This window comes from Butyrivibrio sp., assembly GCF_017940685.1.
Lineage (GTDB): Bacteria > Bacillota > Clostridia > Lachnospirales > Lachnospiraceae > Butyrivibrio.
Window position 1 is genome coordinate 1 of sequence record NZ_JAGAYD010000064.1, and the last position, 25,446, is coordinate 25,446.

General features: G+C 43.8%; 18 protein-coding genes. 17 read left to right on the plus strand and 1 reads right to left on the minus strand.

What is annotated here, in order from left to right; genetic code table 11:
• The first annotated feature begins 252 nt into the window (after window positions 1–252).
• From J6I68_RS04680 to J6I68_RS04690, 3 genes are read left to right on the plus strand one after another with little or no spacing between them, the layout of a single operon-like run.
• The gene (locus J6I68_RS04680; protein WP_292217921.1) at window positions 253–1,206 is read left to right on the plus strand and encodes a hypothetical protein; all 954 of its coding nucleotides are present in this window, start codon (window positions 253–255) and stop codon (window positions 1,204–1,206) included.
• A 39-nt stretch (window positions 1,207–1,245) separates the two neighbouring features.
• Window positions 1,246–2,808, plus strand: a complete 1,563-nt coding sequence (gene cls, locus J6I68_RS04685) for a cardiolipin synthase (RefSeq protein WP_292217924.1) — start codon at window positions 1,246–1,248, stop codon at window positions 2,806–2,808.
• 48 nt (window positions 2,809–2,856) lie between these two features.
• On the plus strand, window positions 2,857–4,371 hold the full coding sequence (locus J6I68_RS04690; protein WP_292217927.1) for a hypothetical protein: 1,515 nt from the start codon (window positions 2,857–2,859) through the stop codon (window positions 4,369–4,371).
• Between the two features lie 105 nt (window positions 4,372–4,476).
• Here the strand turns inward: J6I68_RS04690 and J6I68_RS04695 are convergent, their stop codons facing one another.
• The gene (locus J6I68_RS04695) at window positions 4,477–4,704 is read right to left on the minus strand and encodes a bacteriocin (protein WP_292217929.1); all 228 of its coding nucleotides are present in this window, start codon (window positions 4,702–4,704) and stop codon (window positions 4,477–4,479) included.
• A gap of 196 nt (window positions 4,705–4,900) precedes the next feature.
• Here J6I68_RS04695 and J6I68_RS04700 point away from each other — a divergent pair, with 196 nt between their 5' ends.
• The 14 genes from J6I68_RS04700 to J6I68_RS04765 all read left to right on the plus strand — a co-directional run.
• Complete coding sequence (locus J6I68_RS04700; protein ID WP_292217931.1) at window positions 4,901–6,250, plus strand: GGDEF domain-containing response regulator; 1,350 nt, start codon at window positions 4,901–4,903, stop codon at window positions 6,248–6,250.
• Window positions 6,251–8,701: a LuxR C-terminal-related transcriptional regulator gene (locus J6I68_RS04705; RefSeq protein ID WP_292217933.1), complete on the plus strand. Its 2,451-nt coding sequence runs from the start codon at window positions 6,251–6,253 to the stop codon at window positions 8,699–8,701.
• A 189-nt stretch (window positions 8,702–8,890) separates the two neighbouring features.
• Entirely contained in the window at window positions 8,891–11,242 is a 2,352-nt protein-coding gene (locus J6I68_RS04710; RefSeq protein WP_292217935.1) for a hypothetical protein, read from the plus strand.
• 230 nt (window positions 11,243–11,472) lie between these two features.
• Window positions 11,473–13,875 (plus strand): GH36-type glycosyl hydrolase domain-containing protein, encoded by a 2,403-nt coding sequence (locus J6I68_RS04715; protein ID WP_292217936.1) that lies wholly within the window; start codon window positions 11,473–11,475, stop codon window positions 13,873–13,875.
• 13 nt (window positions 13,876–13,888) lie between these two features.
• The gene (locus tag J6I68_RS04720; protein ID WP_292217938.1) at window positions 13,889–15,310 is read left to right on the plus strand and encodes a phosphoglucomutase/phosphomannomutase family protein; all 1,422 of its coding nucleotides are present in this window, start codon (window positions 13,889–13,891) and stop codon (window positions 15,308–15,310) included.
• Window positions 15,307–17,040, plus strand: a complete 1,734-nt coding sequence (locus J6I68_RS04725; protein ID WP_292217939.1) for a sensor histidine kinase — start codon at window positions 15,307–15,309, stop codon at window positions 17,038–17,040. The genes J6I68_RS04720 and J6I68_RS04725 overlap by 4 nt, the downstream gene beginning before the upstream one ends.
• 98 nt (window positions 17,041–17,138) lie before the next feature.
• Window positions 17,139–18,542 carry an ABC transporter substrate-binding protein gene (locus J6I68_RS04730; protein WP_330622410.1) on the plus strand — a complete coding sequence of 468 codons (1,404 nt, stop codon included), beginning with the start codon at window positions 17,139–17,141 and terminating at the stop codon, window positions 18,540–18,542.
• Window positions 18,543–18,628: 86 nt separating this feature from the next.
• Entirely contained in the window at window positions 18,629–19,516 is an 888-nt protein-coding gene (locus J6I68_RS04735; RefSeq protein ID WP_292217940.1) for a carbohydrate ABC transporter permease, read from the plus strand.
• Between the two features lies 1 nt (window position 19,517).
• Window positions 19,518–20,369: a carbohydrate ABC transporter permease gene (locus tag J6I68_RS04740; protein WP_292217942.1), complete on the plus strand. Its 852-nt coding sequence runs from the start codon at window positions 19,518–19,520 to the stop codon at window positions 20,367–20,369.
• 3 nt (window positions 20,370–20,372) lie between these two features.
• On the plus strand, window positions 20,373–21,116 hold the full coding sequence (locus J6I68_RS04745; protein ID WP_292217944.1) for a response regulator transcription factor: 744 nt from the start codon (window positions 20,373–20,375) through the stop codon (window positions 21,114–21,116).
• Window positions 21,117–21,122: 6 nt separating this feature from the next.
• The gene (nagA, locus tag J6I68_RS04750; protein ID WP_292217947.1) at window positions 21,123–22,253 is read left to right on the plus strand and encodes an N-acetylglucosamine-6-phosphate deacetylase; all 1,131 of its coding nucleotides are present in this window, start codon (window positions 21,123–21,125) and stop codon (window positions 22,251–22,253) included.
• A 198-nt stretch (window positions 22,254–22,451) separates the two neighbouring features.
• Window positions 22,452–23,789 carry a sensor histidine kinase gene (locus tag J6I68_RS04755; protein ID WP_292217948.1) on the plus strand — a complete coding sequence of 446 codons (1,338 nt, stop codon included), beginning with the start codon at window positions 22,452–22,454 and terminating at the stop codon, window positions 23,787–23,789.
• A gap of 65 nt (window positions 23,790–23,854) precedes the next feature.
• Window positions 23,855–24,694: a GNAT family N-acetyltransferase gene (locus J6I68_RS04760; RefSeq protein ID WP_292217949.1), complete on the plus strand. Its 840-nt coding sequence runs from the start codon at window positions 23,855–23,857 to the stop codon at window positions 24,692–24,694.
• Window positions 24,695–24,740: 46 nt separating this feature from the next.
• On the plus strand, window positions 24,741–25,446 hold a 706-nt coding region (locus J6I68_RS04765; RefSeq protein WP_292217951.1), incomplete at its 3' end, for a hypothetical protein.

Here is a 25,446-nt window from a genome sequence, read left to right on the forward strand (position 1 = left end):
TACAAGCGCCCTTTCAAGGGCTGCGACGAGTCAAAGGCGATAAAGGCTTGAACAAAGTGAAAGCCAGCGTCTTTAGGCGCTGGCCGGTAACTGCCCCTTATAGGGGCGAGCAAACCACCCGTTGGACGGGTGGTCATGATTCACTAATCCGTAGTTGACTATTTTAATGGCCCCTGGAAGTCTAAACGTTGCAGTAAGTACAATAATGTGCCATCATTAATGAGTATGTACTTATGAGGAGGAAAAGAAATTATGAAGAAACAGATACTTGTAATGATGGCAGCTGCTATGCTTCTGGGTGGATGCGCAGGCAAAGCAGAAGCGGATGATGCTACTATTTTTGAGAAAACAGGAGAAGAAACTCAGGATAGCACAGGTGCAGAGAATGCAGGAGCAGAAGACGCAGAAATGCAGACTGCTGATGCAGGGAACGCAGCCGCAGAAAGCGCAGATGCTGGTGCAGCTGACAGTGACGACTACACAGATACTATTAAAAGCGAGATCGATGATATCGCAGGTTCTGCGGCTGACCTGTCAGATGAACTGGTGAAGGTGAACGGCCTTTACGATAAGTATGACGAGATGAGGATGAATGCACAGGATCAGACTTCCATAAATCTTCTTTCCCAGTGGGGAACGGTTGTATGGAAGGATGAGACCATAAGCCTCCTTGATAGGATCAGTCAGAGCAATTCAACACAAAACAAAGAAATTCATGATGAGTATGAGAAGTGGGAAAAGTACGTTCCAACTATGGTAGAGCGTATGAGCAAAACCTATGAGGACGGCTCCATGTATCCGATGATCTATTCCTACAACGAGGCAATGCGTTATAAGCAGATGGCATATAGCCTGGCAAGTAGTCTTGCAGACATTAAAGGGGATGGGACATTCACATTTCCTGATTCTACTCCCTACGGATATTACGGAGATTATGCGGGGGATAGCTATCTGATAATTACAGAGGGAATGGAAAGCGGCTCCTATGACATTGTGATACATATAGATGATTCCAAGGAGCTTCGCGGTACAGGAGTAGATTATGAATCTCCTGAAAGTACCGAAGTTATCATGTTTACAAGCGACGATGAAACAGTTAAGGGTATGATAGACTTTTTTGCAATTGAGGCTTCATTCTATGTAACAGAAACAGATGGATCTGTAGTTGACCCTGAAGGATCATATACTTTTACATTTAAGTACTGATGAAAGAATCAGGTTGAAAAATAAGGAGACCATCAAAAGATGAGCGTAGGCAAGACACAAGAAACCATGGCCAATGTTAAAAATGGCGTTATCAGAATGATATTTGCGCTGCTGTCCATAGCTATTGAAGTAGTCCTGATCATTCTGATCATCATAGGGATGAGCAAGGAATTTGTCTGGTTTTCTGCGGCATTTTCACTGCTTGGTCTTGCCGTTGTTTTAGCTTTGTATGGAAAAAAACAATCTGCATCAATTAAGATGCCCTGGATACTTCTCATACTGCTGGTTCCTGTAGCGGGGCTTGCTTTTTATCTTCTGGTAGGACAAAACCAGGGTACCAGAAAGATGAGAAAACGGTACGAGGAAATTGATAAAAAGCTTCTGCCTCTCTTGCCTGCAAATGATAAAGAGCAGCAGGAGCTAAAAGAAAAGTCACCTTATGCAGCTAACATCACTCATTATATCAGGGAGTATTCCGGTTATCCGGTATATAAAAATACAGATATCACCTATTTTGATGATGCAAAGAAAGGTCTTGAGTCTCAGAAGGAAGAGCTGAAAAAAGCTAAAGAGTTCATCTTTATGGAGTATCACGCCATAGAGGATGCTGAGAGCTGGCGCGGAATTCAGGAGATCCTGGAAGAAAAGGTGAAAGAGGGCGTAGAGGTCAGAGTTTTCTATGACGATATGGGCAGTATCGGCTTTGTAAACACTGACTTTGTTAAGCGCCTTGAGAGTGTTGGTATACATGCCAGGGTATTCAATCCGTTTGCGCCGGGACTTAACCTGTTCCTCAACAACAGGGACCATAGAAAGATCACTGTCATAGATGGGAAAGTGGGATTTACTGGCGGATACAATCTTGCTAACGAGTATTTTCATTTAACGGAGCCCTTTGGTTTCTGGAAAGATACAGGACTAAAGCTTGAGGGTGATGCGGTAAGGAGCCTTACAGTAACTTTCCTTGAGATGTGGAATGCTGTTAAAGCAAAAGATATCGACGATGTGGATTTTGAGAAATACCTTGGGCGTTATGACCACAAGGCGTCTGATGGCGGATTTGTGGCTCCATATGCTGACAACCCCATGGACAAGATCCATATTGGCGAAGATGTTTACATGAGCATAGCAAACTCTGCCAGGGACTATGCCTGGTATATAACCCCTTATCTGATAATCACAGACGAGATGATAAGTGCTCTTTCCCTTGCAGCCAGAAGAGGTGTAGATGTTAGGATCATCACACCCGGTATTCCGGATAAAAAGCTTGTCTACAGCGTTACAAGGTCTTACTACAATGCCCTTGCTGTTAACGGTGTAAGGATCTTTGAGTATACACCGGGATTTTGTCATGCCAAGATGTCAGTAAGTGACGACACTGTGGCGACCTGTGGAACTATAAATCTGGATTACAGGAGCCTTTATCATCATTTTGAAAATGGCTGTTTTATTGCAGAGAGTCATGTGGTTGACGAAATAAAAAGAGATTTTGAGGAAATGTTTAGTGCATCTAATGAAGTAACGGAGTATTATAAATCAGGGAGAGGCAGATTCCTAAGATTTGGGCAAATGTTGCTTAGGCTTGTTGCGCCTTTGCTTTAAGGAAGGCATGCTCAAAAATACTTGACATTAAGGCTGGGGGGAAGTGTCATGAACAAGGGGAGAAAATGGATAATATTATCGTCAGTGTCTATGCTAATACTTAGTGCGCTGACGATATTTTTTATTGTATTAAAGCATGGGGAAAGCGACCTTAGAAAACTCTATCAGGGATACTTTGACCTGGGACTTTGGCTTATTGTCATATGGCAGATAGTCATCGTGGTCATCTGCATATTTCTTTGGGCAAGAGTATTTCGGAATATACCAAGTCTGGCACTTTATATAGGCAGAACTATGAGCCTTGTGCTCGCCTGTATTGCCATAATATTCCTGGCAGGAAGATGGCTATATCTTGTTTTTAATCACGACTATGGGAAAATCGTCAAAGAGCAGGATGGTTATATGCTCGTCAGGGAAGCTGACAGTGATGGTGAAACAAGTTACTCTATCTGGCATAGTGACGGAGCATTTTACAGACGGTTTGCAGGGAATATTGGCTATGCAGCTGACGCTGTAGCTGAAGGGGTATTCTATTCCTATGTTAACGGCTTTAAGAACAATCCTGGAGTTTCGGCAGAAATAGCTGATGACGATGAGAATTCAAAAGAGAAAAAGGCAGAATATGAGCTTCTAAACAGATATATAAGATTTGCAGAGGATTCTTTTCTGAAGTTCCAAAGGGGACTTAGCTGGGAAGAAAAAGAGTGCACGGACAACCTGATAGGAACTGTGCAAGTTCCAATCATTTCCGAAAACGGAATGCAGGATATGTCCTGGTTCTGCGATGATATCTGTGAATGGATGGAAGAGTGCTTAAATGAAATACCCTACGACGATGCGCCATGGCTTTATAAAGAGATCGTTGTGGCAGTGCCAGCTGTATCAAAATCTTTTGATCTGGCACAGTACGTAAGCGCAGGCTATGATAAAGCTACTCTTTATGAGGGGCTCTACGATTTTATTGATAAAGAGCTTACAACAGCCGAATATCCTGAGAAGAACAATAAGAGCTACGGAATGCTGGGGATCATTGAAGGCGATGGTGACGATGACTATATTACCGGAATTGAGCCTGACTGTTCCTATACCACAAAAGACGGAGTCGTATATGGCATGGTGCCAATGGACAGAGCAGCCGGCAGCAGCTACTACTCACTGTATGCTTACAAAAATGGTAAGCCATCTCTTGTAAATATAGATCCTTTCGGAGGAAGCGGAGGAGAGGCTTTTTGGATCACCTTTATAGATGATACTAACCTTGGCTTTGCTTGTCTTACCTACAACGGAGGAGATGATGCTCTTTTGTTCAGGACGGAGGATGGAGGTAAGTCTTTTATTCAGGTAAACTATCCATCTGGAAAGGTGAAACTCTCTGATAACAGTATCTACAATCCCTTCACTATTCCTGAGAAAATCTGGTCAGAGGAGGGAGATTTATACATGCTGGTTGGTCAAAGTCCATGGTCAGGTGATTATTACAGTGATGAACTTGAAAAACACCCATCAGGCTTGTATGTATCCCATGATGATGGAATGAGCTTTGAGTATATAGGCGAGCAATGAAAAAACCACAGGGACCAAGGCCAACTGAGGAGTATCCTATATGCCCAGATGCATATGGCAAAATAATAAGGCTTCAGGAGATTTATTATCCTGAAGCCTTTTGTTTTATCCCATATATTGCCAGCTTTTACTGCATTCACATGCTGGATTTGTGCACTTTACAGCGGGAAGACCTCCGTAGTAGTGCCCATCTGAGTTCATAGGGTATCCGCACTTGGGACACATTTTTCTTGTTATGGTGCCTTCACCTTCTACAAACTTATCAGGAAGGACATTGGATCCACCTGTTATGTTAGAAAGCTCTTCTTCGTTTAATTTGATGTTATCAGCCATAAGCCATATCCTCCTGTCAGATCATCTTAATAATCTTACTAATAGTTTATACGAGAGCGTATATTCAATGGTATAAAAAAATCATAAACTTTGCCTTAAAATAAGGTTTTTGCGCTGTATTTGATAGTATATATAAACGGTAATACGTTATAATTAATGTGGTACAAAGCAGGTAATAACAACAAGGGAGATTTGTATGGATTACAACATTGCTGTAGTCGATGATGATTCTTTTATCCTTGAAACTGTAAGAACACTTCTGTCAAGTGAGAACATGCACGTGACCTGCATGGACTCTGGTCAGAGGCTTCTTAAATATATAGAAACCCACAATCCGGATTTGATCCTTCTTGATATCATAATGCCTGAGATGGACGGCTTTGATGCCTATATAGCCCTGAGAAAGTATGAAGACAGAGCTGGAAGAAGGCACACACCGGTTATCTTCATGTCTGGATCTGAGAGCAGCGACTCCGAGGAAATGAGCCTTGTTATGGGGGCTTCAGATTACGTACAAAAGCCCTTTAACAAAGATGTTCTCATAAGGCGTATCGATCACACAATCAAGAACAGTAAGACAATTGAGAACCTCACAGAAGAAGCGACTATTGATAAGCTTACCGGATTTTACAACAAAGCTAAGGGGACAGACAGGGTATCAAAGCTATGTAAAAGAAAAACAGGAGCCCTGGCAGTATTAGACCTCGATAGCTTTAAACTGGTCAACGATCTTTTTGGACATGAGGCAGGAGATTCTGTTCTTAAGGCCTTTTCTGATGTTATGAGAAAAAATACCAGAGAAACTGATACTCTGTGCAGGATTGGCGGAGATGAGTTCATGGCCTTTTTTGAGGACCTGACAGACAAAACTGTTATAGCCTCGTTGTCCCAAAGGCTGAACTTGCAGCTCCTTAGGGAGGCGGCAGTCATCATGGGTAAAGATCATGGCATTCCCCTTGGAATATCCATGGGAGTTGTTATGGTTCCGGAGCACGGAAGAGAGTATAATGACCTGTTTGCCTTAGCTGACGGCGAGCTTTATCAGGTCAAGCAAAATGGCAAGCACGGCTTTTCAATCCACCATAGCAATGCCGGACTTGATGAAGAGGAAGAAAATATCCGTCAGAAGCTTGACCGTATAGAGAAGATAGTGGAAGAGAGAAACGAAAAGGATGGAGCGCTTGTCCTTGGAAAAGACTCTTTTACAGTGGCATACAGACTGATAATGCGCCTGTACAGAAGATATGGCGGATCTGCTGCATTGCTTTTGTTTGACTTAAACCCTACAGATAATGCGGCGCTCAACTATTTAATAGACGTGACCAATGCCTTTGGGGAGATCCTGGAAAAAACACTTAGAATGAGCGATGTGGTGATGCAGACAGGCTCGCACAGTTTCTTTTTACTACTCACAGAATGTACTGAGCCAGAGGTTGGAAATGTCATAAGAAGGGTAAAAGAGGCCTACAAAGATCTAGAGCATAGCGAAAAGGTAAAGCTGGAGTACATATATAAATACCAGTCAAAGGAACACGTAGAAAACTAAATGGGCAAAGTGACAAAGCTGAACGTAGAGTATTTCTCTGATGAACTTAAGGATAAGCTTGAGGGAATTGACAGTTTCCCATGTACGCTTATAGAAGCGGCTTCTGGTTTTGGTAAGACCACAGCTGTCAGGTATTTTTTGTCCAAAAAAGAGGAGGAAGGCTGCAGAGTTCTGACTTACAGATTCCTTCCTGAAAACTCAGTTGAGTCCACCTGGGCTGAGCTCAGAGGCGTTATATCTGAGCTTGGTGGAGATCATATCAAACAGATAAAGACATCAGGCCTTCCTGGAAGTGATGGAATTGTCAGGTTAGGAAGGGCCCTCCAGAATTACAAAGGTGACGGAAGAGTCACGTATATGTTTTTTGATGATTATCAGGAGTGGGGCTACAAATACGCCATAGATATCCTGGATATCTTATCTACACATCAGGATCCAGATCTTCATGTGATAGTTGCTTCTCATACAATTCCAGCAGAAAAAAGAACAAAACTTGTTCCAAACGCAAGGTTCTATCATTTAAATGAGGAAGACCTTGCCTTTAAGCCTGCTGACATTCGTGCCTATTACAGCAAGGCTGGAATTGACATTGATGACGGAGAGCTTCAGGAAGTGGTGGATCTTACAGGCGGATGGGCTATAGCTCTATATCTGCAGCTTGACACTTATGTCAGGAGCGGAAGCTTTCAGCATGGTCAAATGCATGATCTGATGGAAAAGACGGTCTGGAGCATGATAAGCGATTTTGACAAGCGTGTTCTTTTGCAGTTATCCCTCCTTCCAAGTTTTACATTGTCTCAATCTGTGAGTGTTTCAGGACATACCAAGAGCCTTGCGGAAAAAAACCTTCGTGAAAAGAGATACTTCATTCAGTATTCTCCTCAGGAGGGCAGGTACTATTTTCAGACCATTTTAAAGCTCTTTTTAAGTAAGCAGTTTGAACTGCTTTCAGAGGATGAAAAGAAACAGCACTACAGAGTGGCTGGAAGGCTTTGCTGGGATGGCGGTGACCACAAGAGGGCTATCAGGTTTATGTACCTGTCTGGTCACTGGGAAGATATCTACGAGCTACCTCTGTGCGTCAAGGACTTCAACACGGTAAACGAAGAATATACAGTTCCCATGATACTGGACATGGTTGAGCACTCAGACAGGGAGCTTATGTACAAGCACCCTGACGTGCCCATAGGTATGATGTTTGTAACTTTCATGATGGGCGAGGCAAAAGAGATTGTGCGATTTGCGCCAATGCTCCGGGGGAATATAGTTAATAGTGATCTGTCTAAAAAGGAAAAACAGGAGCTTGAGGGAGAGCTTGAGCTTCTCCTTTCATTTCTTTTGTACAACAGGATCGATTCTATAATGGTCCATCATCAGAGAGCGTGGCAGCTCATGAAGAGACCTTCGAGGATGTTCAGCCCAAGATGCGCTTTTACCTTTGGAAGCCCGTCGGTACTGTTTCTGTACTATAGAGAAACTGGAAAGCTTGAAGAGGAACTTGAGCAGATAGATGAATGCATTCCTCTGTATGCAAAACTGGTCAGCGGAAATGGAACAGGCGGAAACACCATAATGCGGGCAGAGGCAGAGCTTAACTGGGGAAATTATGACAAGGCTGAGATTGGTGCCTACAAGGCTATGTTTGAAGCAGAGAGCACACGCCAGACTTCTGTTGAAATCTGTGGAGCGCTGCTACTTTCGAGAGTAGCTCTTTTGACAGGAAAAAAGGATATCTTGTCGGAAGCACAGGAGCGGCTTATGGAGCTGGCTCACAGGGATGATGAAGATATAAGCCGCTACACCTACGACCTTGCGGATGCTTATATAGCCATGCTCTCAGAGGACTATGACAGAATAAGGCCATGGCTTAAGAAGGGGCAGATCGACGCTCATCATTTGTCCTTCCTGGTACAGCCCTACGCCTACATCATTTACGGAAGGTACCTCCTTGCGCAAAAAAAGTACACGATGCTGATCGGAGTTTCGGAAAAGGCAATCAGCCTTTCTTCGGTGTACCCTAACATTTTGACTACGCTCTACATAAGGATCTACTGCGCCGCAGCTTATGAGGCTATGGGGAATGCCAAGGAGGCCATGCTTGAACTTAAGGAAGCAATAGAGATGGGGCTTCCTGATAAGATGTACCTGCCCTTTGCGGAAAACTATCAGTTCATAAAAAAGATATTGGCCAGGTTCACCATAAGTCCTGACGCCAGGATCATGATTGAGAAGATGGCCAAAGATCTGTCTGACGGCCTCGACAGTATTGGCATTGCCGGACCAAGGCTCACTGACAGAGAGCTTGAGGTCTTGGAACTTATAAAGCGTGGCCTCACCAACGGCGAGATCGCAAAAGAGCAGATGGTTTCTCTTTCAACTGTAAAGAAGCAGGTGAGCTCAATCCTGCAGAAATACGGCCTTGCCAGCAGGGAACAATTAAAGAATTATTAAGTAATTATAAAAAATGACCACCTAAATGGCCAGTGACCCATATAGAAATTAATATACCCCTACTACAATCTTAAGTAGGGAACGCCCGAAACATCAAGCCCTGACAGAGGAAACTCTGTTAGGGCTTTCTTTTTGGCATTTCCTGAGGGAACCATAATTTTTCTTATGAGACAAACGGAGGGATGTGTAATGAGTAACAAGATGTTATGGAAACGACTATTGGCAACGGGAATGTCAATGGCAATGGCAGCAACATTGTTTGCAACCAATTCAATCACTACTTTTGCGATTAGTGATGAAAGCGGAGGGGACTTTATTGAAGCAGCTCCTGCAGAAGATGCTGCGGCAGCATTATCCACGGAAGAAGAAGCAGAGGAAACACCACAGGAATATAAGGATGATTATCCACCATTTGAGGATCAGGAGGATTATAAGGAAACTCCTATGGGTGAGGAGTATTCATATACTAAGGAAAACAAGCGTGATAAGACAGAGCATACAGAGTCATACCAAGCAGTTCAAGTTGAAAAGAATGAGTACTATTCTGATGTGAACGACGTTGCTGAGAATGGCGCTAAGGGTAATGAAAATGAATATGAAAAGGTTGAAAGAGACCAGATCAATAAAGAAACTGACACTATCGATTATTTCGAAGTGAAGAGTGAAATTGTAACTGATTCAACTGTTTATCTTATCGACACTGAGACCAAAGAGAAGGTACAGGGACAGGATGCTGAAGGTAATGAAGTTGATATAGCGCTTCCTGGCGATTTTAATAAGTATGACAAGAAAAACGGACTTGTTCCTGTAGAGGTTGTTGTTGACGAAGAAGGTAAAATAGACGAGCTTAATCTTCGTGATTATTACGAGAATCAGTTGATTTATGGCTACTATGATGATAACGGAAACTTTGTTGAAACTAAAAATTCTCATCATGATGGTGTTAAGACATATATTAAGAATGCCGATGGCCTTACACCTACACAGACAGTTTACTTCTATAAGGATTCTAAGGGAAAAAAGATATATGTAGACGAAGAAGTCTACAAGGTGCTTTCTGGTGAAGAGTCTGATAAGTATACTAAGATAGTAGAATATACATTTGAAAATACTGTTTACTCCACTGATGAAAGTGCAAACAATACAAAGGAAGATCTTGAGAATAATGACAAGATCAAAGAAGTAGGTGACTGGGATTACACTACAAAAGCAGTTCCGGAAGAGAAGATAGAGAACGCTACAGCTTATACTCTTGCTATTAATACTATGGTAACTGTTATCGGAGAGCCAACAGATGTAGGACATAAGACTGCTACATATCCAGTAGAGTATTACACATATGATAGGTTTGGAAATCAATACATTGTCAGAACAACGGCTAGGCTTAGCAAGGGGCTTGAAGTCGGTGCCAAAGCACAGGCTTCCGGTTTTGACAAAAGTAAAAATGTCTTCAAACCTGGCAAGAGTGAAGAGACTGTAAATGCATTGGTTACTGTTAAAGATAAGGAAGGTAACATAGTTTGGGCAGGAACCCAAGAAGACTATGAGGCAATGAAAAAAGCTGGTCCTACTACAATTACTGAGTATCAGGGCATGTATAAAGTAGAGCTTAAACAGGAAGACGAGGAAAGTGAGCCTCAGTATGCATATGTTGAAAAGAAAGCATACGATACCCTTAGAGAAAACATCACAAAATATGAGGTAACAACAAGCTATTACTACACAGTACAGGATAAGAATGAAGCCAGAGAAGTAGAAGTAACTATTGGTGATGAGACATACAACCTTACAGTTAATTTCTGGCAGAACAAGCGCATTGGTATCACAAATGTTGACGTAATCTATCCTGAAGAGGGTGGTGATCCTTACTTAGCTATTTCTTATACATATTCAGGATTTGATAGGTTTGGAAGATATGAAGCAAAGACAGGAGTCCTTGATAATCCTGAGTTAACAACAGTTACAGTTGATAGTTTTGGTTCAACTGGCAAGGGTGCAATGAATATTAAGTACACACCTGCATATGCAACATTTGTTATGCCTGAGAAGGATTACCCAGTTAAGGGAGAAGTTATTGTAGCAGCAGATTATCGCACACGTGCAGCTATGCCAAGTGAGTTCCTTATGATGTTAAGTGATGTACCTAACTTTATACCTGAGAAACTTGATGATGTAAGAGTTGATGGCAATTGGCACAGATCAAATCTGTTTGGACCATTAGTAAATATTGCTCCTATTGAAGAGCCAGTTCCTGGCCCTGAACCAGAAGAGCCTACTCCTACACCAGAGAGAGCTCCTTGGATCACAACTGCAGCTATTGAGGAAACACCTGTAGCTCTTGCTGCAACAGTAGCTCCAGCTGGTCAGGTTCTTGGTGCACAGAGAGAAGAAGCAACTGGTGAAGCTCCTGCAGTACTTGGTGCAAGCAGAGCACGTGGAACAGCTGATGAGACTACAGCTCCATTCGTAAGAGTACTTGTTATGGCAGCAGTAGCTAGCGTAGCACTTTTCCTTACAAGAAAGAGAGAGGAAGAAAACTAATATAATATGATCGAGGGGTCATTTCGCAGAGCGATTTTCTGCAAGTGATTAAAGTTATGGTAAAGGCGGAACCTGCCTGGCAGGTCCCGCCTTCTCTCGATTAATAAAGAATGTCAGTTTTTGCATATGTTTGCGAAATATGCCAAAAACAGACATTCTTTTTATTTCCTGTTTTCATAAACTAAAAGCATAGAACAAAAACCATGTAGATCAAATGATGGGGAGAGGTTATGAAATACGGATATTTTGACAGGGACAATGATGAGTACGTAATAGACAGGGTGGACCTTCCAACCTCCTGGACCAACTATCTTGGCGTGGAGGACATGTGCGCTGTGGTCAATCACACAGCTGGAGGGTATCTCTTTTACAAATCTCCTGAGTACCACAGGATCACAAGGTTTCGGGGCAATGCCATTCCTATGGACAGGCCTGGAGACTATGTGTACATAAGGGACAGAGAGGATGGGGACTATTTCTCAATTTCCTGGCAGCCAGTTGGAAAGAGCCTTGATGAGGCCAGGTACACCTGCCGTCATGGTATGAGCGTAACGACCTATGAGTGCGACTATAAGGGTATACACGCCAGCCAGAAGATGAGCATTCCTATCGGAGAAAGCGCCCTGGTGTGGGACGTTAATATCACCAACAACTCAGACAGGGAAAGGGAGCTTGACGTGTTTACCTACGCCGAGTTTTCTTTTCACCATGTGATGATAGATAACCAGAATTTCCAGATGAGCCTGTACTGCGCAGGTAGCGAATATAAGGACGGCGTCATCATCCACGACCTTTACTATGAGGAAGAGGGCTATCAGTACTTTACTGCAAACTTTGAGCCAGAAGGCTTTGAGTGCCTGAGGGATGAGTTCATCGGGATCTATAATACTGAGTCAAATCCCAAGGCTGTAGCAGAGGGAAAGCTTTCTGGTCACACTGAAAAAGGTGGCAACCACTGTGCTTCTCTTAGTAAGTGCCTGACCCTTAAGCCAGGTGAGAGCAAGAGACTTCTCTTTTTTCTTGGAGAAGGCGCCTATGATGAGGCAAAAAAGATCCGGGAAAAGTATGCTGATCCTGCGGCCATGGACAGAGCCTATGCTGAGCTTAGGGCTTTTTGGAAAAAGAAACAAGACAGCTTCAGGGTATCTTCCCCTGAGGCAGGAGTTGACACCATGATAAACACCTGGACGCTTTATCAGTCTGAGATAAATGTAATGTTCTCAAGGTTTGCTTCCTTTATAGAGGTTGGAGGAAGAACAGGCCTGGGCTACAGGGACACCGCTCAGGATGCCATGACAGTTATTCCTTCAAACCCTGAGGGCTGCAGGAAGAGGATAATAGAACTCCTTCGAGCTCTGACCACTAGAGGATACGGAATACATCTGTTTGAGCCAAGGTGGTTTGCGCCGGAGGATGAGAATAAGGACAAGAAAAAGCCCTTCAAATCTCCGACAGTCATCCCCGAACCAGAAGGTGCTTCCAAGGTTCACGGCCTTGCGGATGCCTGTGCTGATGACGCCTTGTGGCTTGTGCCAACCATAACTGAGTACGTTAAGGAAACCGGCGACATGGGATTTCTTGGAGAGAAGTATGGCTATGCAGATGGCGGATCTGGCACAGTATATGAACACATGAAAAAGATTGTGGAGTTCTCCTACAACGAGGCTGGACAGCACGGTATCTGCAAAGGACTACGCGCTGACTGGAACGACTGCCTTAATCTTGGCGGCGGAGAGAGCGCGCTGGTGTCATTTCTTTTGTACAAGGCACTTACCTGTCTGGTTGAGGTTTCAGAGTATCTGGGACTTTCAGAAGATGCAGAGCGATATGACAGTATGCTCCTTGTCCTTCAGAACACCCTTGATGACATTCTCTGGGACGGGGATTGGTACCTCAGAGGCTTTACAGGAAGTGGTCGAAAGATCGGCTCCAAGGAAAACAAGGAGGGCAAGATCCACCTTGAGTCCAATGCCTGGGCGGTGTTGTCAGGGGCTGCAGATATGGATAAGAGTAAAAAGACTCTTGACTCTATCTATGAGCACCTGTTCACACCATACGGAATAATGTTAAATGGACCTGCTTACACAGAGCCGGATGACGATATCGGATTTGTTGCAAGGGTCTACCCGGGACTTAAGGAAAACGCAAGTATCTTTTCCCACCCGAACCCCTGGGTATGGTCGGCAGAGTGCAGAGTTGGCAATGGCAACAGGGCCTTTGAGTACTATAAGAGCCTTTGCCCATACTATCAGAACGATATGATAGAGATAAGGCAGGCTGAGCCCTATTCCTACTGCCAGTTCATCTCCGGCAAGGACCACACAACCTACGGAAGGGCTCATCATCCCTTTATGACAGGGTCCGGTGGTTGGGCGTACTTTGCAGTTACTCACTACCTGCTGGGCGTAAGGCCTGAGTTCGATGAGCTTATAGTTGACCCATGTATCCCGGCTTCCTGGGATGGCTTTAGCGTAAAAAGAGCTTTCAGGGGAGATATCTACAATGTAACAGTTCATAATCCTGACCACCTTCAGAAGGGGGTAAAAGAGATCTGGGTTGATGGTAAAGCGGTAGACAAGATCCTTATAGCAGGCGATGGAAAAGAGCATAAAGTAAAAGTTGTAATGGGATGAGGGGGATACAAAAATGATCAAATTTGGAACCGGCGGATGGCGAGCAGTGATCGGCGATGAGTTCACCAGGGAGAATGTTCAGATACTGGCCCAGGCTCTTAGCTCCAAGATGAAGGATGAGCATCTGGAATCCTATGGTATAGTTCTTGGCTACGACAGAAGATTTTTATCCAAGGAAGCCATGCAGTGGGCAGCAGTAGTGTTTGCGGCAAATGGCATAAAGGCAAGCCTTATCAACAAGTCAAGCCCCACGCCTCTTGTAATGTTCTATGTTATGAAGCACGATCTTCCCTATGGAATGATGGTGACAGCAAGCCATAATCCTGCTATCTACAATGGCATCAAGCTCTTTACCAAAGAGGGCAGGGATGCTGATGAGACTGTAACAGCAGATGTAGAGCGATACATAGAAGATGTGGCACTTCCAGTTAAGTCCATGGACTATGAGGAAGCAAAGGCTTTAGGCTTTATAGAGGAGTTCTATCCAATAAATGAGTACATCGACAACATCCTTGACCGTGTCAACGTGGATGCTATCAGGGCAGCAGGCCTTAAGGTTGCTCTTGATCCCATGTACGGCGTAAGTGAGACAGCAATCAAGACCATACTTCTTACAGCAAGGTGCGAGATGGAAACCATCCACAGCCGCCATGACACCCTCTTTGGAGGTAAGCTCCCGGCTCCAAATGAAGGAGCAATGTCGCCTCTTATGACCTGTGTCAAGGATTATCACTGCGACATAGGAATAGCCACTGACGGAGACGCCGACAGGATCGGAGTTGTGGACGACAAGGGAAGATATCTTTCTCCCAATGATATTCTGGTTCTTCTGTATTACTATCTTGTTAAGTACAGGCACGAGAAGGGGCCTGTTGTAAGAAACCTTTGCACCACCCACATGCTTGACCGTATTGCAAAAGAGTTTGGGGAGGAGTGCTACGAAGTTCCGGTTGGCTTTAAGCACATCTCGGCAGGTATTACAGAGCACAATGCCCTTATTGGAGGCGAGTCATCTGGTGGCCTTACGGTAAGAGGCCACATAAATGGAAAAGATGGCGTGTATGCAGCAGCTCTTTTGGTAGAAATGCTGGCAGTTACAGGACTAAAGATATCCCAGATCTACGACGATATCCGCTCGGAGTTCGGGCACTTTTATATGGTGGAAAAGAACTTTTCCTTCAAGGCTTCAAAAAAGAGTGAGTACCAGAAAACCCTCATGGAGGATAAGCTTCTTCCAGGGTTCCCGGTGGAGACCTTAAAGACTTCCTATATGGATGGTTGTAAGGTATACTTTAAAAATGGAGGATGGGTTTGTGCAAGGTTCTCGGGCACTGAGCCGCTCCTTAGGATCTTTTGTGAGATGGACGATATGGACCTTGCAGAGGATATCTGCAGGATCTTTAGGGATTTTCTGGGATTAGAGGTAGAACAATGAAGCGCAGAAACACGTTGAAATGGCAGATGCTAAGGCTAATGGCCCTTGGATGGTTTGTTCCACTTACAGCCATCGTGCTGCTGTTTCTCCTTGTGGTATCTGGCAGGATCGATCGCCAGAGCGAGCGCCTTATAACAACATCAATGGAGAAGGCGGCGGAGATAAGTATCCTCCGCCTTTCTGACTGTATTGACGCATCCAAGGATGCATCATATCTTCCGTATATCAGAGATGCCTGGGCAAGGTACCAGTCTGATGGGGACGAAGGCAATCTCTATAATGATGTCACTGGCTTTCTGGCTGAGCAGTACAAGTACAATCCAAGTTTTGATATAACAGCACTTATATTCATAGATGAACCGGATACTATCTACTATACAGGTAACACCACTGGACGAGGAAGCGTCTCAAGGATCAGGTTTTTTAAGGACCAGGTCCAGAAAGAGGCTCTTGATATGTCGGAAAAACTTGATACAAGGACTGAGTTCTTTTCCATGGGCGGACATGTATATATGATCAGAAACCTGATGGGAAGGGGCTTTAAGAGGTATGCAGTCCTTGTAATGGAATTAAACCCTGAAGAGGTTTTTGAAAGTGTAAAGAGTGTCTGGGAATACCGGGGCATGAGCGTTATGTTTAAGGGGCAGCAGCTCTTTTCCGAAGGGGATATGCCAGAGAGCATTGATGTGCCGGTGAAAAATGATGAAGTTATTATGGCGGCTGTGGGCGGCAGGCAGATGGTTGTAAGCTCCAAGAGAAGTGTTGACGGAGATTTTACATACGCTGTTTCCTACGACGCCACAGCGGTTAATCTGGAAAAGAGGAGCATTACTGTTACCTTCTGTATCCTTCTGGTTTTCCTGATCCCTCTTATATATGTGGTCATGTACTTCTTTAACAGCAAGATCACGGGACCAATTTCAAATCTTACAGATGCCTCCAAGCAGATCGCAGATGGCAACTACGGTGTTAAGGCCAAGGTCAAGGAAAACAACGGAGAGATCACTGATCTGTCCAGGAACTTCAACAAGATGTCGGAAAAACTCTCGGAGCAGTTCAACAAGATATTTGTTGAGGAGATCGCACTTCGCGATGCTAACATCCATGCGCTGCAGTCCCAGATCAATCCGCACTTTTTAAATAATACTTTGGAGATCATCAACTGGGAAGCCAGGATGCATGGCGAGGAGAAGGTATCCAGCATGATCGAGGCACTTTCAGTTATGATGAGCGCCACCATGGACAGAAACAGGCAGTCCCTCATAACTCTTGAAGAGGAAATGGAGTACGTCAATGCGTACCTTTACATAATAGAGTGCAGATACCAGGAGCGGTTCACCCACACAGAAGAGATAGATGAAGCTCTTTTACCTGTGAAGGTTCCAAGGCTCATCATACAGCCAGTCATTGAGAATGCTGTTGAGTATGGAAACACTGGGGATGACAGAAGGAGCATCGCTCTTAAGATAGAGGGTACAAGGGACGGCGAGAAGGTTGACATGAAGATAATGATCATCAATCCTGGAGAGCCGTCAGCTGAGGATATGGCCAAGATAAAAGAGCTCTTAACTGACGAGATTGATATTAAGCCAATGGAAGAGCGCTCCACAAGGATCGGTATAAGGAACGTCAACAGGCGTCTTAAGATGATCTACGGAGGAGGGAGCCACCTTACTATTGAACCCGACGGAAACGGAAATACAATCAGCACTATATTTGTCAAGAATTAACAATTTCAGCAATCTGATTTAAAGAGCTGTCAGGTTATTCTAATATCAGAACGACACGAAGGTATTTGTACGCGGACAGCGTGCAGAAGGGAGAATGTATGAAAATGAAAAAACTGACAGCAGTACTTATGGCTGCTACTATGGGTCTTACCATCTACGGCTGTGGCAGCGCAGCACCTGCAGAGGCCCCAGCAGAGGCGCCAGCAGCTACTGAGAGCGAAGCTCCTGCAGCAGAGGCACCAGCAGCTGAGACAACAGAGGCAGCAGGCCCTGTAGAGATCACAGTAACAACTACATTTGCTGGTGAGGACAGCAATGCCCAGAACTACAAGAATGCAGTTGCAGGCTGGGAAGCAGCTACAGGCAACACAGTAAGCGACACATCAGCAACATCTGATGAGACTTTCAAGACAAGGATCATCACAGACTTTGAGACAGGTTCAGAGCCTGACGTATTATTCTTCTTCAACGGAGCAGACGCTAATGATTTCGTTAATGCAGGCAAGGTTGTATCAATTGACGACATCAGAGCAGAATTCCCTGAGTACGCTTCTAACATGAACGATGACCTCATCGCAGCTTCACCTGCAGATGGCGTTAAGTACGCAGTTCCAGTTAATGGATACTGGGAAGCAATGTTTGTTAACACCAAGGTTTTAGAGGATGCTGGAGTTGCTATGCCAGGCGCTGATTATACATGGGATCAGTTCCTTGCAGATTGCCAGAAGATCAAGGACGCTGGCTACGCACCAATCGCTGCAGCTCTTGGTAATATCCCTCACTACTGGTGGGAGTTTGCAATCTATAATCAGCAGACACCAGCTGATCACTTGAATATCCCTGGCGCAGCAGATGATGCAACAGGCGCTCAGTGGGTAGCAGGACTTGAGGATATCAAGGCACTTTACGAGGCTGGATTCTTCCCTGACAACACTCTTTCAGCAACTGACGACGAGACATTTGCAATGTTCACAGACGACAAGGCTGCATTCCTTCTTGATGGTTCATGGAAGGTTGGTGGTATTGTTGGTTCATGCCAGTCAGATCCTGATGATCCAAGCACAATCGATGCTGATAAGCTTAGCCACTTTGATGTAACTTACTTCCCTGGAAAGGGCAACAGAAAGACAACAGATCTTGTTGGCGGACTTTCAATGGGTTACTACATCACAACCAAGGCTTGGGAAGATCCTGCCAAGAAGGCAGCAGCAGTAAGCTTTGTTGAGTACATGACAAGTGATGAGGTTGTTCCTTTATTCGCACAGCATACAGCATCAGCTCTTAAGAACGCTCCTAAGGTTGATGAGACTCAGTTCAACGCACTCCAGGTTAAGGCTATGGATATGATGAGTGGTGTTACATCACTTACCGGCGCTGTACAGGATCTCTTTAACGGAGACTGCAGAGTATCTACATTCGATGGAATGCCTGACATCGTTGTTGGCAATGTATCCGCTGCAGATGCAGTTCAGGAAGGTATCGACGTTTATAATGCCCAGTAACTTTTTTAGAGAAGGTTAATGAGGGGTTACTTTCGGCCGGCAAATCATAAGCATTTGCCGGTCGAATTTTAAGAGGGACTTTTAGTATGTCTAATATATACAGGAACAAAAAATACGTATTGTTATTTCTGCTGCCTGCATTTCTTTTTCTTGTGGTCTATCTTTATTATCCATTTCTTGTAAACATATATGGAAGCTTCAGGCAGATCAAGAATCTTGGAACCTACGGGACCAAGTGGAATGAGCCTTTTTACGATAACTATGTAAAACTTGTGACAGATCCGGTTGTATGGACGTCACTTAAAAATACAGTTCTTATGATACTGGCAACCATTGTTGGACAGGTAGGTATAGCTCTTTTGCTCTCGCTCCTTGTGGACAACATCGAAAGGGGCACACAGTTTTTCAGGACTGTGTATTTCTTCCCTATCGTAATTTCAGCTACCGCACTGGGACTTTTATTTAACCTGATCTTCCTGTACGACAAGGGAATGCTCAATCAGTTTTTGGAGCTCTTTGGAAAGACTACGCTCACAGACTGGAAGGGCGAAAAGCTTGCCATCTTTACCATGATGCTCCCTGTTGTGTGGCAGTATGTGGGATTCTACTTTGTAATCCTGGAGACCGGCCTTAACAACATTTCCCAGGAGCTGTACGAGTCAGCTGCTATTGACGGAGCAACAAGGTTTCAGAGAGTCATCTACATCTCTATACCACTTCTTAGAAACGTCATCTGCACCTGCCTTACTCTTGGAGTTACAGGAGCCCTGAAGGTATTTGATCTTCCATGGACCATGTTCCCCAAGGGAATGCCTCTTAAGGAGACTTTCCTTACAGGAACCTATATGTACTACCAGACCATGGAGGCCAAGAATGTTGACTACGGCGCAACACTGGCTGTACTTATTGTAGTCCTTGGCGTTGTGCTCTCAAGGCTCACAAGGCGTGTATTTAAAGAAAGCGAGGACTTCTGATATGAAAAGAAATAAACTGGGCCTTGCTGTTTTGTACATCATTTTGGGAGCGTGGGCACTTACAACTATCTATCCTCTTTTCTGGGTTTTGGAAAACTCCTTTAAAGCCAAGGACAAGATCCTTAATAACTCTTTTGCGCTGCCGGTTGGAGATCTCTTTACATTGGCCAATTACAAAAGAGCTTTTGACAGGCTGGATATTCTCCACGCCTACATTAACAGTATCTTTATCTCAGCATGTGTAACTATTGGAGTTATGATGCTGGCGGGGCTTGCTTCTTTTGCCCTTGTTAGATTTGATTTTAAGCTAAAGAGATTCTGTCACACCATGGTAATCGCAGCGATGATGTTTCCAGTGTTCTCCACCATTATTCCTGTTTATACCATGGAGACAAGCTGGCACATCACCAACACCTCAAGCTGGATACTTAACATGGTATCAGTTATCCTGCCTCAGGTTGCAGGAAATATCAGCTTCGCCATAATCGTGCTGATGGGCTATGTGCAGTCACTGCCCTTAGAGCTTGAGGAAGCGGCTCACCTTGAAGGCTGCTCCATCCCACAGATCTTTTTCAGGATCGTGGTACCTCTTGGAAAGCCATCATTTGTGACTGTAGCCATATTCTCTTTCCTGTGGAGCTACAACGATCTGTTTACACAGATGTTCTTTCTGCGTCGCCCTGAGATGCAGGCAATCACAAGGCTCCTTAATGAACTTACTTCAAAGGAAGGAACCAATTACGGCCTTATGGCTTCGGCAGTTACACTGGTAATTATACCGGTAATTGTGGTATATATTTTCTTACAGAAGTATATAATTAAAGGTATGACAGCAGGTGCTGTAAAGGGATGACAGATGTACAAAGTCTTGATCGTGGACGACGAGCCCGTTATTGTTGAGGGTCTTCGCAAGATCGTCGACTGGGAAAAATATAACTGCGTGGTTGTAGGAACAGCCTCCTCAGGAAAAGAGGGACTGGAGATGACTGAGAAGTATCAGCCGGACATTCTTTTCACCGACATAAGAATGCCTGGAATGGACGGCCTTACAATGATCGCAGCGCTGCGTTCTGAGCACAGGAACATGCAGATCGTGATCCTGACTGGTTATCGTGATTTTGAGTATGCAAGGACTGCACTTAATCTTGGAGTTTTCAGGTATCTGGTCAAGCCCTCCAAGATGAAAGAACTGGACGAAGCCATGGAGAGCCTTACAGAGAGGCTTGATAAGCTTGGCAGGTCCAAGGAGCAGGAGGCCTTAGAGGATACTGAGAATGCCAACAACTTCGTAGTGAAGCAGGCTCTTTCCTACATCGAGCAGCACTACAAGGAAAAGCTCCAGCTTACGGATGTGGCTGAAAAGGTCTATGTGAGCCACTGGCATTTAAGTAAGCTCCTTAACAGCACAGGCAAGAGCTTTTCAGATCTTTTAAATGAAGTTAGGATTGAAAATGCAAAGAAGCTTATGGAGGATTCATCCCTTCATATAGCGGACATCTCTGAGAGGGTGGGCTTTGCAGACACTGCGCATTTTTCCAGGGTGTTCAAGAAATATACCGGTATGAGTGCCGGCGAGTACAGAAACAAATACCTGAGGTGAGAAACTATGAAGATTACTGGAGCTGAAGTTTACGGACCTGACAGACTTTTTTCAAAAAGAGATATCTGTGTTAAGGACGGGATCATTGGAGATGCAAGCGATGATGGCGTGGTGATTGACGCTTCCGGATGCATTGCCATTCCGGGCTTTGTGGACATTCACTTCCATGGCGCCATGGGATGCGACGTCTGCGATGGGAACAGCAAGGCTTTTGAAGTGATCGGAAAGTATGAACTTCAAAACGGCGTCACAGCCATGTGTCCTGCGACACTTACGCTTCCAGTTGAGGAACTTTGTAATGTGCTAAGGCTTGGAGCTGAGTACGCCGAGAATGTCCCTGAAGATGGCGCAGACCTTGTGGGCTTTAACATGGAAGGACCATTTATCAGCAGGGAAAAGAAAGGTGCCCAGAACGAAGCCTATATCATGGAGTGCAATGCTGATGTGGTAGATAAATTTGTGGAAGCTTCCAAGGGACTTGTTAAGATAATTGGTCTTGCCCCGGAGGTTAATCCGAAATTTAAGGAGTACATTGCGGCGGTCAAGGACAAGGTGAAGGTGTCTCTTGCCCACACAGGGACTGACTATGAGACGGCAGCAGCTGCTATAGAGGCTGGAGCATCCCATGTGGTCCATCTCTATAATGCCATGACAGGCTTGACCCACAGAGCACCCGGCGTTGTTGGGGCAGCATCTGACTATGAAAATGTTACCTGCGAGATGATCCTTGATGGAGTTCACATTCATCCTGCTGCAGCGAGAGCTGCCTACAAGCTTATGGGAAGAGAGCGTATCATCCTTATAAGCGACAGCGCTCAGGGCACGGGAATGGCTGACGGTGACTACACTCTTGGAGGCCTACCTGTTGTAAAGGAAGGTAAGTACTGCAGACTAAAATCTGACGGAACAATAGCTGGATCTGTTTCAAATCTCTATGACGTTTTCCGGACAGCAGCTCTTGAGATGAAGATACCTCTTGAGGATGTAATAGACAGCTGCACCATTAATCCTGCCAGATGCATAGGAGTTGATGACAGGTATGGATCCATTGAAAATGGAAAGATTGCTGACATTTTACTTATGGAAAAGCAATCCTTAAAACTTTCTAAAATCATCAAAAACGGAAGGGAAATATAAGCCAAACACATTTGGCGTATTAGGAAATCATAAAGGTCCAAACCAAGCTCGATGAGTTTGGTTTGGACCTTTTACTATTTCCTATAGGTGCTACGCACCGTATGACCATTTTATATTTATTTTCGAATATGATGAATGAATTTAATGTATAATAAAAGATGGATGTTCGATAAATTGTATAGATTGGAGATCTTAGAGGTGGTAAATAAGTATATTTACGCAGATCTTGAGTTCTTTGGTGCAATCTTTTGCTTTATTGCAGCAATCTATCTTGTAATCAGCAGGTCTGTAATCAAGAAGCAGTATAAAGCTCTTGCAAGTCTGGAAGCAGCTATTGGGGTAATGTTGTTTTTTGATGCTATTGCCTGGTATTACAGAGGCACGATGGGGGCAACAGAATATCTGATCCTCAATGTTGTTAACTTCATCAATTTTGTGGCAAATGCTATTTTGCCCGTGTTCTATGCTATTTATATTCTATTATCCATTAGAGGAGAAAAATCAGACAGCAAGTTTGTATATGTGATAACAGGGCTGTCACTTTTGCAGCTGTTATTTATCTCGTTTTCTCAGTTCAATGGATTTCTTTATAGGATTGATCCAAAGACCAACCTTTATGAGAGAGGACCTGGCTTTGACATTCTGACAGTTATGTTTGCTATTCAGATGATAGTGGGCATCATCTTTATTCACAAATACATGGATAACATAAGCAGACCAAGGCGTTATGCCCTGTTGACATTTCTTATTCTGCCGCTTGCAGCATCCGTTGTACAGGTGTTTATCTACGGATATTCTCTTTCAAATATTGCCTGCATAATAAGTGGACTGATCATGTTTGCCCAGGCCCTTGATGACAACGCAAAAACCATGATCGCAAAGGAGATATTTATCAAAAAGCAGTCTGATGAGCTTATGGATATGAGGACCAAGATAGCTCTTTCCCAAATCAAGCCGGAGTTCTTATACGATACACTAAGTTCCATTTATACTCTTTGCGATACAGACACAGCAAGGGCAAAAGAGGTTATTGTACATCTGTCAAATTATTTAAGACAGGATATTGAATCCATTGATTCAGAGAACCTGGTTTCATTTGAAAAAGAGTTAAACCACACAATGGTCTATTTGGAGCTTGAAAAGACAAGAAATCCGGGCAGATTTACTGTGGAGTATCACACAAAGGTTTCTTCCTTCAAGCTACCGGCGCTTACAATACAGCCACTTGTAGAGAATGCTTTAACCCACGGAATTTACAAGCTGCCACCAGATGAGAGGGGAAATATAAAAATCTCTTCCGAAAAAGGCTATGGATATGTCAAGATCGCAGTTTCTGACAACGGAATAGGTTTTGACTACGACAAGCTAAAGCAGGAAGAAGTGGTGGCCAGGGATCTTGCAGGCATCCAAAATGTCAGAAACAGGTTAAAAATCATGGAGGACGCAGAGCTTCACATAAAGTCAAAGGAAGGCGAAGGAACGACCGTAGAGATCATTGTTCCAGTAAGGAACTCTGAAGAATCTGAAAGCCAATAAATATAATTGCCATAAATGAATCGGCCACGTATAAATAATTAAGACTATAAGGAAAGGCGGTAGAAATGAAAATTACAACAATCACAAAAGACAATCTTGAGTATTTTAAAGATTTTATCACCTCAGAGGATGAAAAGTTCATAAATGAGGATCTTAAGATATTGCCAATCGGGCTTGTGGCTGACGAACTTAAAAAAGGCGAAAACATAGCAGCCGGAGCCATATGTATAAGGCCGGATGATTTTCTTTTAAACATAACATCATTCTATGTTGCTCCGGAGTTCAGAGGCAAAGGCGGAGGAAAATTTCTTTTGGATGAAACCAAGAGGATCTTCGGTCAGGAGAACATGGAGTTTAACACCGAGTTTCTGATCTATGGCAAGGAGCAGGAAGACTTTGCAAACTTCCTTGAGGAGTACGGATTTGAGTACGCAGACCCAGAGTATGACTGTTACCTGACAACAGTTGGAAATCTCAAAAACACCAGGCTGTCTGAAAAAAAAGGAAGTGGAACAGAGTTTTCAGAGATAGACCAGAAGTTATTAAAGCACGCTACAGGTGAAGCTGAAAAGTCAGGAGCGATGACGCCTGTTAACGGACTTACATCACCAAGGATAGATAAGGATGTCAGCGTGGGCATCATAAATAACGGAATTCTCGAGTCCTATCTTGTATTTGAAAATATATCAAAAGACCTGTTGCTTCTGTCAGCTATACATTCTAAGGACAAGTCGCCGGTAGAATTGCTGCACATGTTGGAGAAGAGCACAGATCTTTTGCAAAAGAAATTCACAAAGAATCACAGGATACTGATCCAGCCAGTTGATGAAGCCGGAGAAGATATTATCCTGAACCTGTTTGAGGATATAAACGATATCTCCTGCAGATACAGATACGTGATCTGAAGACACGATAAAACATTTTAATTTTCAAATGTAAGGAGCATTAGATATGGATGGATTTAAGTTAACAAAGGAAGAACAGAAAAAAGTATTAGAATCTCTAGAAAAACAGCAGACTACAACTGAGTCTGTGAATAAGAACCTTACGAAAATGAATGTGGATATGCAGAAGGACTGGAGTGAGCAGTCTTACCGCGAACACAAGCAGAACTTTATGGAAAACTACTACCAAAAGTGGGAAGCCAACGAGGAAACCGATTATAAGGACAGACTTAAGAAAATTGAGCAGGTCGCTATTCATTCATCAATGGAGGGCAAGTTCGACAGGCAGGAGCAGCCTGCTGAGAGTTCCTGGTACAAAACAAGGAAAAATGAAAAGAAAAAAATAAACGATTACAGGAGTAGTGCGCTTGAGGAAGATCGGCCAATGCTTCATTTTGGCCTTAATACAGTCAGGGAATTGAATGCACTTGATAAGTACAATGCATATCACAAAGATTATTTCCATTCAAGAAATAACCAGAGAGATATCTATGATAAGTATGTTGGTCAGGACAAGAATGTTGTAGTACAGGACTGGGGAAAGATATACGAAAGACAGATGAAGGCTCATGGCAAGTTCTTTGGAGCTCTGACAGGAACCTGGAAAGGCCTTAAGCAGAGGGGGGCTGATTTTCTTAGCAAATTTACTGCAAATAAAGTATCCTGCAAGGATGAAATGGACAAGGGCATTCGGCCTTTCTTTAGCATGACCA